Below are 12,467 nucleotides of genomic sequence, written 5' to 3'. Positions count from 1 at the left end.
TATGTATTAGGCAAAAAAAACGTACCTTTTATGTGATTCCATAGATATTTGTTTTTAATATTTGAGAAATTCCTAATAGGATGCAGTTATCAGATTCATTTTTCAAGTCTAGAAAACTCGTTGATTTAGTCGAGAACCAAACTTCTTACGAGCTTGAGGATTCTGCCATGCATATTTTTGAAACACATCAGCGTGCAGAAAGGGTACAGTTGCAATTTGGGACACCTGTTTTGGCCAGTATGTTTCAAGGAAAAAAGGTGATGCATCTAAGGGATAAGCCGTCTTTTGAGTTTTTGCCTGGAGAATCACTAATTCTACCGGCCGATGAATTGATGTGCATTGATTTTCCAGAAGCACGTGAAGACGATCCTACAAGGTGCCTGGCAATGGAAATTGGTGAGGATCGCTTGAAGGGGGTTGTTCAATTCATGAATGACCGCATGACCAGAAGTGATGGACAGGAATGGAATATTTTAGATTATAATTTCCACTTCACCAATGACCTTGGTATTTATCAGATTCTGCAACGATTGGTTTATTTATATACAGAAAACCATCCATCAAAGGACTTTTTTGTATCGAATATGGTTCAAGAGCTGGTCGTTCGGATATTACAGGCAAATGTTCGAAAGACTTATCAGCAGAACGCAAAAAAGCTATCAGGGTCGAAACGTTTGGCCTTTGTAGTACGCTATATACGTGAGAATATCCAGCACCCGTTGTCGATAAAAGAACTCAGTGACAAGGCCTGTATGAGTGAAAGTAATTTTTACAAGATATTCAAACAAGAAATGGGGATTTCTACAACCGATTTCATTAATGAAGAACGAATAAATGCCGCAGCCCAGTTTTTAAAAGACCCTTCTACGGACCTTACTGAGATATATTTGGCTTGCGGGTTTACAAATCGTTCTTATTTCAATCGAATGTTCAAACGACTTAAGGGCATAAGTCCTAGTGATTACCGAAGACGATTTAATTGACACAAAGGGCTAATTACGCCTTGTATGTACTTTTAATATTCGTTTTTTTTCTTCTTGAACCAGTGTATTCTTTCGTTGCCCCCAAATCTTTTCACGTCCTTTTTTTGCAGAAGATTTTAAGTCGACCAATGGTTTGGGATAGTCTTTTCCAATCTCAATACCGTTAAATTGTTGCTCCAAAAGGGTCATTTTCCATGGCTCATGTATATGTTCTTTTGAAACTTTTTGTAGTTCTGGCACCCACTTTTTGATGAATGTACCATTTGGGTCGTGGTCCATTGATTGTTTAATGGGATTATAAATACGAATAGTATTTACACCTGTAGTACCGGCTTGCATTTGAAATTGCGGAAAGTGTATGCCGGGTTCATAATCCAAAAATTGTTGCGCCAAATGATAAACTCCCAGTTTCCAATCAATATCAAGATTGTGACAAAGAAAGGAAACAAGCATGGCGCGCATTCTAAAGTTTATCCATCCTGTTTTATTAACTGCACGCATACATGCATCTACAAGCGGATAACCAGTCATTCCTTGTTTCCAAGCCTCTAAGTATTCTGGGTTGTTTTCCCATTGTATTTCTTCATATCCTGAATTTACACAGCGTGTTTCGTAAGAACATTCCACTTCAAACTTTTGAATAAAATGACAATGCCAATGTAAACGGGTGATAAATGCATTGAATGCCCTTTTGTGTTTTTGAACATTAAGGTTTGATTTGGTCAATTGATATACCTGTCTAATACTTATATTCCCCCATGCTATATAAGGGGAAAGTCGAGAGCAGTGGTAACGACTTTCTTCAGGTTTTGATATGGCCCAATGATAGCTTTCACCTCGGGAATCAAAGAAACTTTCAAGATATCTTACCGCACTTTTAGGTCCTGCGGGTTGAAAATGTTTTGGATATAACTTTAATTCTTCAAGCAATTCAATAGGCAGTTTAAATGGATGCTCTAAAAGAATTATACTAGTTTGGGTGTAGTTATTTAAAATTAAGGGTGATTTCATGGTATCCGCCCAATGTTTATCCCACTCAAACCGATTTTTAATTCCACGAATTATGCCATTGGTTGGATATTCAAACCATTTAATTTTTGAGTCCTTAAAAACCTTGGCCACAGCCTTATCGCGTTCCCAGCTTTGTTGAACACCCGTTTCTTCATGAGAGAATATGGTGCCAATAGGTTCATTTGAAATCAAGTATTTAAACACCTCGACACTTTTACCGTAAAAAATTTCAACCTCGCGGTTAAAAGGACTTAATTGTTCATTAAGATCAGAAATGGAGTGATAAATAAATTGGAGGTGTCGAAGGGAACAGTCCTGCCGGTTTATAAGTTCCGAATCGAAGATATAAATTATGCGATAGGGTAGTTGGGCGGCTTCGGCCTCAAATAAAGGCTTGTGGTCACATAAACGCAAATCGCGTTTTAGCCAGACGATATTCAAAGCGTCTTTGCCCATTTTTCTTTTTCCTTTAGCAATTGAAATCTTCCAATTTGAATTCAAAGATACTTCGCTAAGAATAGATACCAATACTTGTATTTGCTATTCACTTTCCTTCGGTTTAGCTGTATTTTCGCATAAAACTGTTTACAATTCAACCCGTATTGACGATGATTCAACAATTATCGCTTTCCAATAAATAGACTATCCTGCATTTTTGTGTCATGTTCAACCAATTTCAATAACACATGACACCAACTGAAGTATTTTCAATCGCAAATCTAATTGTCATGCCGATGTGGGCATTGATGATTTTTCTTCCCAAATGGAAGGTTACTCGATTTTTAATCGATTATAAGGTAATACCACTTATCCTTTCCGTTATTTATGCTATCTATATCGGAATATCCTTATACACTGGAGGATCAATGGATTTTGGCAGCTTACAAAGCGTTATGGCCCTATTTACGGTCGAAAATGCAGTGCTTGCCGGATGGGTGCATTATTTGGCTTTTGATTTATTGGTAGGTATGTGGATGCTCGATAAAAATAAGACCATCGGTATACATCAAATACTAATGGCTCCTTGTCTTTTTTTCACCTTTATGTTAGGACCAGTAGGGTTTTTACTTTTCAGCTTTATCAAAGCAATCAAAAAAGCATAAATCAATACATCAAAAATCAACATCATGAAATCAATCAAAAACGTATTTAAAACTGTTAGAACCAAAAGTCCAATATTGTATGGGATTTTCCTATTCCATGCAGTATTGGCCTTAATTAGCCTAGTTGGAATCTTTATTGATGACCGAGTATTAATGGGAATTAATGTCTGGATAAAATCCTTTAAGTTTTCCATTTCGGGAGGAATTTATATCCTCACAGTGGGTTATTTGACGACCTTGTATCCGTTTTCAAATAGAAAACGAAATATTGTAAACAACATCGTGTCATGGACCTTGGCGATTGAGATTTCCATTATCGTACTCCAAGCTGCTAGGGGAGTTAAATCGCATTACAATCAATCGAATTTGGTAGATGGCCTTTTATTTGCTGCAATGGGTATTTTAATATCCATCATTGTAATGACCATGGTCTTCTTTATTGTCGAGACCATTCGACTTCGAATGAAGACCTCAAGACCTGTGCAATGGGCAATACTTATAGGCTGGATAGTTGTGTTGTTGGGCAGTTGGGTAGGTGGCCAAATGATTGGTCAAATGGCTCATAATGTCGGAGTAGCAGATGGCGGAGAGGGATTACCGATATTAAATTGGAGTACTATCGCCGGAGATTTAAGGGTAGCGCATTTTTTCGGATTGCACGGCATTCAAATTATCCCTTTATTCGCATGGAACCTCACTAAGAGATGGAATACATTGGAACGCAACAGAATATTGCTAACGGTTTTATTTGGTTTGGCCTATGCATCTTGGATAGCCTTTACATTCTACCAAGCAAAACAAGGAATGCCATTAGTCAGGGTTTAAATAATCAAACTCATGAAATTGTTTAACAAAGCGAAGCGTATAAAGTATTTGGGATTTGATGACAAATGGTTTGTCGTCTTCGGTATACTACTGCTGAGCTTTGTTACCGATTTCTTGTTTTCAGGTAGTTCGTTTACGAGGTTGCCTTTTCTGGAAGCAACCATTAACTGGAGTGTTTCACTACTGTTTTCTACGGTTAATTGGTTGGTTATGCGAACGTTGTTAATCGGATTGCGAAAACGCTATCCGAGTTTAAAGGACAATAAAAAACGTATTCCATTATTTTTTTTGTCAATTGTTGTTACCGTGTTAACTGTTGATTTTATTGGCAATGCGGCATTGGGGTATGCTTTTGGTAGGAATTACAACCATCCTCTTCGTTCAAACATAATTCTTCCAATAATCCTAATTAGCACAATGACCATGGCGATTTACGAAGCCATTTATTACTATATTCTTTTAAAGAAGTCGATTAGGGAAGAAGAACAAGCCAAACGTCATATTGTTCAGGCCCAATTGGACACCCTTCGCAATCAAGCCCAGCCTCACTTCTTTTTCAATACCTTGAATACCTTGCGTGACATCATAGATCAAAACACCAAGGAGGAAGCAAAGGAGTTTGTGGATCGCTTAGCCGATATTTATCGGTTTATTCTTGAAGCTGGTAACGCCAATATCATCACTTTGCGAGACGAACTAAAATTTGCGAAAGCGTATATACATGTTCAAAATGAGCGTTTTGGGGATAATCTCAAGGTGAAATGGCAGATTCCTGAAAAGCTTGAGGATAAAATGGTCATACCAATGAGCTTGCAATTGTTACTGGAAAATGCTGTAAAGCACAATATCGTTTCGAGGGCAAAACCGCTAGAGGTAGTTGTTTCTGCCGATGGGCATGCCTTAACTGTTACAAATAAATTACAACCCAAATCAACGCAATTACCCTCAACCAAATTAGGGTTAAAGAACATTAAAGATCGGTATGCATTGATTTCCGAACATCAAGTTGAAGTCCGAAAGCAGAAAGACCTTTTTGAAGTATCGTTACCGTTGCTAAACCATTCAGAAGAAACAAAACTATGATTCAAATCCTAATCATTGAAGACGAGGCCAGAGCAGCAAACCAACTACAAAAGCTGCTATCTCAATGTGGTTTTGAACATAGGCTTTTGGACATAATCGACACAGTTGAGGATAGTGTGGATTGGTTCTTAAAAAATGAAGCCCCAGATTTGGTATTTATGGATATACAGCTAGCGGATGGCCTCAGCTTCGAAATATTCCAAAATGTGTCCGTGCAATGTCCCATAATTTTCACCACTGCTTTTGATCAATATGCAATTAAAGCGTTTAAAGTAAATAGTGTTGACTATTTATTAAAGCCTATCCAGCAAGATCTTTTATCAAACGCATTGGATAAATTTTCTTCACAGCAACAACAAGCCATTGATGTTCAAGTGGTACAACGAATGTTGGCAGAACTGCAAGCGCCAAATCATCGGAAGGGTATTTTGGTAAAAGAAGGTAGTGGATTCATTCAAATTCCGATTAGTGAACTACTGTATGCCTATTCTGAAGATAGCATCACCTTCGGTATAAGCAACTCGAAACGATTCATCATTGAGGAAACCATAGACGAATTAATGAACTCTTTAAACCCATCAGAATTCTTTAGGATAAATCGTGGGCAGATCGTAGCGAAAAAGGCTATTCAAAAAATTGACAAATACTTTAATCATCGATTAAAACTATCGGTCCAAGCCGAAAGAGAAGATGAATTTATAGTTAGCAGGCCAAAAACCACTGAATTTAAAAACTGGCTAAACCAATAAGCTCAAGTGCCGAATTTCATATGTAATTGACTTTTTAATGCAATAGAATATCAAAATATTATTGGGTCTTTAAACAAGCATTCTGAAGGCAATATTCCCTATATTTAGAAAAATTCAGAACCAAACATTCTTAATTTCCCAATCAAAATACTTCCAATCGAGATTCAACGCATTTAACTATGAAACTGAAACTTTTTTTTTCGGTATTGCCTGCCTTGCTTTTGATTCATACCCTTCACGCGCAGGACAGACTTACAGGCGAAACTTTTACGACACGTTCAGAGATTTTAGCTCAAAATGGTATGGCAGCAACGAGCCAACCTTTGGCGACCCAAGTCGCTTTGGATATTTTAAAGAATGGAGGCAATGCAATTGATGCCGCCATTGCTGCTAATGCTACCCTGGGACTAGTTGAGCCTGCCAGTTGTGGTATCGGTGGAGATCTTTTTGTGATTCTTTGGTCGGCCAAGGAACAAAAATTATATGGTTTAAACGCCAGTGGTAGGGCGCCAAAAGCATTATCAATCGACTATTTTATGGAGCGAAATATGAACTATGTTCCATTCTATGGTCCTTTGCCAGTATCAGTTCCAGGATGTGTTGATGGTTGGTTCATGCTTCATGAAAAATTTGGGAAACTACCTATGGAAACAATTCTACAACCCGCTATTGAATATGGCCGAAACGGATTCCCTGTATCTGAGGTCATCGCTTATGAGATGGTTTCCAATTACAAAGCAGTTCAAAATCAACCAGGGTTCGCACAGACTTATATGCCAATGGGACGACCTCCCTTGAAGGGGGAAGTTTTCAAAAACCTAGATTTGGCGAACTCGTATGCGCAAATCGCCCAAGGTGGTCGTGATGCCTTTTACAAAGGACCTATTGCAAAGACCATTGCTAAATTCATGAAAAAGCATGATGGATTTTTATCCTATGAAGATTTTGAGGCCCATACTTCAAATTGGGTTGAACCCATTTCAATAAATTATAGGGGATATGATGTTTGGGAACTACCACCCAACGGACAAGGAACTGCGGCATTGCAAATGCTGAAAATACTTGAGGGCTTTGATATTGAAAAAATGGGTTTTGGTAGCCCTGAATATTTACATCTACTGACCGAAGCAAAGAAATTGGCCTATGAGGACCGGGCGAAGTTTTATGCCGATCCTGAATTCAATTCCATTCCGGTAGAAGAATTGATTTCTGGGGACTATGCCAAACAACGAAGGAATCTTATCAACTTGGACAAAGCGGCAAACACCTATCCTGCTGGGGATATGGAAATTGAAACGGGAAATACCACCTATCTGACTGTCGCTGATAAAGAGGGCAATATGGTTTCATTTATCCAAAGTATTTATTCTGAATTTGCCTCGGGGATGGTTCCTGATGGTCTAGGCTTTGTCCTCCAAAATCGGGGTCAGATGTTCAACGTACAGGATAAAAACCATGCCAATGCCCTAGAACCTGGCAAACGTCCTTTTCATACGATTATTCCTGCGTTTATTACCAAAGACGGAAAGCCTTGGGTTAGTTTTGGTCTTATGGGTGGGGCAGTACAACCACAAGGGCATGCCCAAATTGTAGTTAATGTTGTTGATTTTGGAATGAATTTACAAGAGGCAGGAGATGCACCAAGAATGCGACATAGAGGTAGTTCACAGCCTACAGGGTCAACAATGACCAATGGCGGTACGCTTTATTTAGAAAGCGGTTTCGCTCCAGAAACGCTGCGAGAATTGCGCAAGAAAGGACATAAAATTGGTTTCGGGGTTGGCATGTTCGGTGGTTACCAAGCCATTGGCGTTGATTTGGAGACCAAAGTTTATGCTGGAGCATCCGAATCAAGAAAAGATGGACAAGCCGCTGGATATTAAGCTAGACTACCTAAATTTAAATAGGCCTTTCAATTCAAACTAATAGTTAACTCATAAATAACCTTTCATCGAATGACTCTTAAATCAAAATTCATGTTTGCTATGTTACTGGGCATAAGCATAGTTGTTGTAGCACAAGACTTTGAAGCCTTAAAATACCGCACTGTGGGTCCTTCCCGTGGTGGTCGTGTTACTACAGTAACCGGGGTCGCAATGGAACCTGGCACTTTTTATTTGGGTGCATCCGGTGGTGGGGTTTGGAAAACACTCGATTACGGTACCACATGGAACAACGTTTCCGATGGTTTTTTTGACACACCTTCCATAGGTGCAATTCAAGTAGCGGATAATGACCCCAATATCGTTTATGTCGGCACAGGTTCTGATGGTTTACGAAGTAATGTTATCAGCGGTAAGGGAATTTATAAATCGATTGATGGCGGTAAAACTTGGGACCATATTGGGTTAAAGAATGTTGGGCAAATTGGTGCGGTTGAAATTGACCCGAACAATAGCAATGTAGTTTGGGTAGCAGCCATCGGCAATGCCTTTAAGAGCAATCCCGAACGTGGTGTCTACAAAACAACTGATGGTGGCGAAAACTGGGAAAAGGTATTGTTCATTTCTGATAAAGTGGGCTTTGCCGACATTGAACTTTTACCAGGTAATCCGAACGTTATCTATGCTGCAGCATGGAAAGCAGAACGCAAACCTTGGACTATCATTTCAGGAGGAACGACCGATGAAGGAGGAATTTATAAATCAGTCAATGGGGGCAAGGATTGGATAAAACTCAAAGAGGGGCTTCCTAAAGGTACCATTGGTAAGATAGATTTGGCCGTTTCAAAGGTAAACTCGAGCATTGTATATGCAGTAATCGAAGCGCCGAAAGACGAACAGGGTTTGTACAAATCAATTGACCAGGGAAAGACATTTGAACATATCTCCGATGATAAGCGATTGGTAAACCGTCCGTTTTATTATACCAATGTTGAATTGGACCCTACGAATCCTGATATAGTTTATTCAAATGCCAATCCACTGATAAAATCCATTGATGGAGGTAAGACTTGGAAAGAAATGAGTGTTCCCCATGGTGACAACCATGATATATGGTTGAATCCAAATAATCCGAATTTATTGATTCAGGCCAATGATGGTGGTGCAAATGTGAGCTTTAACGGTGGTAAGACCTGGTCCACCCAATTTAACCAACCCACTGCTGAGCTCTATCAGGTCGAAGTAGATGACCAATATCCCTATTGGCTGTACGCTGGCCAGCAGGACAACTATACAACTATCGCTGTACCTAGCTTTCCACCTAGTGCGGTTCAAAGTGCGGGTTCTTCTTGGGTCATCAATACAGGAGGTTGTGAAACAGGGCCAGCGGTTCCCAAACCTGGAAATCATAACGTCGTTTACGCCAATTGTAAAGGGCGATTCGGTGTATTTAACAAATTAACAGGCGTTGAAAAGAGCTATTATGTGGGTGCTAGTAATATTTACGGCCATAATCCCAAGGATTTAAAATACCGTTTTCAACGCGTAGCACCCGTACATGTTTCACCGCATAATCCTGATGTGGTTTATCATGGATCACAGTATTTGCACAAGACCGATTCTGATGGGTATGAATGGGAAACCATTTCACCTGACTTGACGGCTTTTGAAGCGGACAAACAGGTGATTTCTGGTAGTCCAATAACGCGAGATATAACAGGAGAAGAGTATTACAGTACCTTATATTCCATTCGTGAATCAAGCCTACAAGAAGGATTGATTTGGACCGGTTCCAATGATGGGGTGGTTTCTGTGACCAAGGATGGCGGCAAGACATGGCAAAATGTTACCCCAAAAAAACTACCAAAAGGCGGTAGGGTAGAGTCCATTGCTACTTCAGGTCATGATGTGGGCACTGCTTATATAGCTGTAGACCGTCATTTGTTGGGTGACCCAACTCCCTATTTATATAAAACATCGGACTATGGCGCTTCTTGGACATTGTTGAGTACAGGGATGAATGGCATTCCAAGTGACCATACCGCTAGGGTACTGCGTGAAGACCCAGTTAAGCCTGGTCTTTTATTTGCTGGAACGGAATACGGAATGTTTGTTTCCTTTAATGATGGGAAAAGTTGGCAATCATTTCAGCAAAATTTACCCGTTACCCCGATAACGGATATTAAGATTTTCAGAGGAGACTTAATACTCAGTACCATGGGTCGCGGTTTCTGGATTTTGGATAATATCACCAGTTTACGTGATGCTGTGATGGCCAATTTCGCAGCAACGCCTTATCTATTTAAACCGGATAAAACCATTCGGTATCGTTATCCGAGGGTACGTTCAGGGGGGGCTTTCCCGAAATATCCCAGAACTGCGGTACTGATTGACTACTACTTACCTGAGAAAACAGAAGGCCTTAAACTGGAGATACTCGATGCCAACCAAAATGCCATTACCACCATTTTGAGTGATAGTACCTTATTAAAATCCTCTGTAAAAGAAGAAGAGGATATGGGGCTGAGTACTATTTTTCGATTCGTAAACAAGAAACTGGAAGCCAAGAAAGGTTTAAATCGTTTTGCATGGGATTTGCGTGAAAAAGGGCCATGGCACAAAGAAAAAAAGCGACGATTTAAAAATGGCCCAATGGTTATCCCCGGAAAATATTCGGTAAGACTTACTGTAGGTAATGAAATACTGACCCAAGAATTTGAGATAATACCTGACCCAAGAGTGACAGAAGATGGTATTACTGGTGACCATATGCTAAAACAGCACAAAATGCAAGGGGAAGTTGCCCAATTGCTGAGTGAAGCGAGACAGTTTCAAGAATCGCTAGAAAAGGAGCTAAAAGCACTTAAAAAGAAAAAGGACAATGCAGAGGCAAAAGAACAAATGGAAAAGACCAAAAACGTCTTAGCTAAACTAAAGAATGATGAAGGGGCTTATCCCCAACAGATGTTGGTTTCACAAATATCGTATATCTACAATATGGTAACCGGGGCCGACCAAGCAATTGGGAAGGACGTTGTAGCGCGTTATCAGGAGTTGAAAGGTCAAATAGCTTTATTAAAAAACGAGGCTAAATAACATTTTGTCAATAGTAAATTGCATTTAATTTCAGCCAAAACATAGTCTAATCAACCGAGTAGGGCATTCACATTTTGTTTGTAGGTCTTACCTATAGGAACTACATAATCCTTGATAAAAATGCGATTTCCTTCAATGCTATTGATATGGTTTTTAGCCACTATAAAAGACTTATGAACCTGCATAAACTTGTTATTAGGGAGCATTTTTTTAATCTCTGAAATCTTTTCACGAACCTGAATCTCCTTATCGGCTAAAATCATGTTTATATAGTTGCCTATTGATTCTATGTAAAGTATGTCGTTTAACCTGACCTGAACGTGCTTTTTGTTCGAACGCAGAAATAGGCGTTCTTCTTCTAATTTTACAGTTGAGTTGGTTTTTGGTTTGTCCATATGCTCTAATTTATTGATAGCAGTAACAAAACGCTCAAAACTAAAGGGCTTTAGTAAATAATCCACAACATTGAGTTCATAACCTTCCAAGGCGAATTCTTGGTAGGCTGAAGTGACGATAACCTTTGGCGGATTAACCAAGGTTTTCAAAAAGGAAAACCCTTGTAGCTTAGGCATATTTAGGTCCAAAAATATCAGGTCGACTTTGTGATTTCTTAGACATTCCATGGCCTCTATCGCATCGTAACAATGTTTAACCAAATTTAGATTCGGCATGGCATCACAATATCCCTTAACGATATCATGGGCAATGTGTTCATCATCGACTATGATGTAATTCGTTGTCATAAGCTTAGCGACAAATAAGTTTTATAGCTATTCCCTTCAATGGAATGTTCAAATTGGTGCTTTTTCGGATAGGCCAATTCAAGCCTTCGCTTTAAATTCTGTAATCCAATACCTTTTTCTTGTTGTTCTTCCATATCGAAATTGTTCTCAACTTCTAAAGAAACCTGATTGTTTTCTCCTGTAATAGTGATATGAACAAAAGCATCTTTGCGCAACTTTTCCACACCGTGCTTAAACGCATTTTCAACCAAAATAATAAATAGGAGTGGAGCTATTTTTACTTTTTCGTTGGCTACATTTTGTTTAACGACAACTTCAATGTTCTTGTGGTAGCGCATTTTATGTAGCGCTATATAGTTCTGTAAAAACTCAATTTCTTCGCCAAGGGTCACTTGTGTTTTTTGTCCTTCATAAATACTGTAGCGCATCATATCTGACAGCTTTAGAATCAGCATCTTTGCCTTTTCACTGTCTTTGTCAACCAACCCATACAGGTTGTTCAACATATTAAAAAAGAAATGTGGGTTCACCTGTGATTGTAAATGCATCAACTCTGTTTTGGTCTTTTCGTTTTTAAGGTTGATGATAAATCGGATGTTTACAAATAACCAATGAAAAAGCGCAATAAGAGCAACTATGAAATAGAATAAAAGGAATTCAACAAAACCTTCAATCTTCCCAAGGGAGTCATTAAAAAAAACAATAATAACGCCAAGTACGACCAGAACTACCCGTAATACGCGGATTGACAAAACTGATTTCAAAATGGAAAAAGGTGCTAGCATTAATCAATATTACTTCATTTCATGACCGCTGGCAAATAAGTTGATGAACGTTCAAAATCAACTAGGAAACGTACTAAAATCAGTGACAAACGCCCTTCATCCTACCTGATAAAACGAACACCACAGTTGACAAGTCTTCTATCCCAAAAACTATGTTGGCATAGGAGTTTGCAAATACGTTTGCAGCAACAATCATAAAACGAACA

10 protein-coding genes are annotated in these 12,467 nt (G+C 39.0%); 7 read left to right on the top strand and 3 right to left on the bottom strand.

Going from position 1 to position 12,467, the window contains the following annotated elements:
- Positions 1–80: 80 nt before the first annotated feature.
- Positions 81–983: an AraC family transcriptional regulator gene (locus HCU67_RS10385; protein ID WP_168552559.1), complete on the top strand. Its 903-nt coding sequence runs from the start codon at positions 81–83 to the stop codon at positions 981–983.
- A gap of 9 nt (positions 984–992) precedes the next feature.
- Here HCU67_RS10385 and HCU67_RS10380 read toward each other — a convergent pair whose 3' ends face one another.
- Complete coding sequence (locus HCU67_RS10380; protein ID WP_168553483.1) at positions 993–2,450, bottom strand: cryptochrome/deoxyribodipyrimidine photo-lyase family protein; 1,458 nt, start codon at positions 2,448–2,450, stop codon at positions 993–995.
- A 230-nt stretch (positions 2,451–2,680) separates the two neighbouring features.
- On the opposite strand from HCU67_RS10380, the gene HCU67_RS10375 reads away from it, so the two are divergent.
- The 6 genes from HCU67_RS10375 (at position 2,681) to HCU67_RS10350 (ending at position 10,733) form a co-directional block, all read left to right on the top strand.
- On the top strand, positions 2,681–3,097 hold the full coding sequence (locus HCU67_RS10375; RefSeq protein WP_168552558.1) for an ABA4-like family protein: 417 nt from the start codon (positions 2,681–2,683) through the stop codon (positions 3,095–3,097).
- A gap of 24 nt (positions 3,098–3,121) precedes the next feature.
- Complete coding sequence (locus HCU67_RS10370) at positions 3,122–3,922, top strand: hypothetical protein (RefSeq protein ID WP_168552557.1); 801 nt, start codon at positions 3,122–3,124, stop codon at positions 3,920–3,922.
- A gap of 12 nt (positions 3,923–3,934) precedes the next feature.
- The gene (locus HCU67_RS10365; RefSeq protein ID WP_168552556.1) at positions 3,935–5,005 is read left to right on the top strand and encodes a sensor histidine kinase; all 1,071 of its coding nucleotides are present in this window, start codon (positions 3,935–3,937) and stop codon (positions 5,003–5,005) included.
- Positions 5,002–5,754, top strand: a complete 753-nt coding sequence (locus HCU67_RS10360; protein WP_210423685.1) for a LytR/AlgR family response regulator transcription factor — start codon at positions 5,002–5,004, stop codon at positions 5,752–5,754. The genes HCU67_RS10365 and HCU67_RS10360 overlap by 4 nt, the downstream gene beginning before the upstream one ends.
- 179 nt (positions 5,755–5,933) lie before the next feature.
- On the top strand, positions 5,934–7,637 hold the full coding sequence (gene ggt / locus HCU67_RS10355; protein ID WP_168552555.1) for a gamma-glutamyltransferase: 1,704 nt from the start codon (positions 5,934–5,936) through the stop codon (positions 7,635–7,637).
- Between the two features lie 102 nt (positions 7,638–7,739).
- On the top strand, positions 7,740–10,733 hold the full coding sequence (locus HCU67_RS10350) for a WD40/YVTN/BNR-like repeat-containing protein (protein WP_246865758.1): 2,994 nt from the start codon (positions 7,740–7,742) through the stop codon (positions 10,731–10,733).
- A 50-nt stretch (positions 10,734–10,783) separates the two neighbouring features.
- Here HCU67_RS10350 and HCU67_RS10345 read toward each other — a convergent pair whose 3' ends face one another.
- On the bottom strand, positions 10,784–11,476 hold the full coding sequence (locus tag HCU67_RS10345; protein ID WP_168552553.1) for a LytR/AlgR family response regulator transcription factor: 693 nt from the start codon (positions 11,474–11,476) through the stop codon (positions 10,784–10,786).
- The gene (locus tag HCU67_RS10340) at positions 11,473–12,261 is read right to left on the bottom strand and encodes a sensor histidine kinase (protein ID WP_168552552.1); all 789 of its coding nucleotides are present in this window, start codon (positions 12,259–12,261) and stop codon (positions 11,473–11,475) included. Before HCU67_RS10340 ends, HCU67_RS10345 begins: the two co-directional genes overlap by 4 nt.
- Positions 12,262–12,467 lie beyond the last annotated feature (206 nt).

Origin of the sequence: Croceivirga thetidis (assembly GCF_012272815.1) — a bacterium.
Classification (GTDB): Bacteria; Bacteroidota; Bacteroidia; order Flavobacteriales; family Flavobacteriaceae; genus Croceivirga; species Croceivirga thetidis.
The sequence above is the reverse complement of the archived record's forward strand: the minus strand, read 5'-3'. Positions and strand labels throughout refer to the sequence as shown.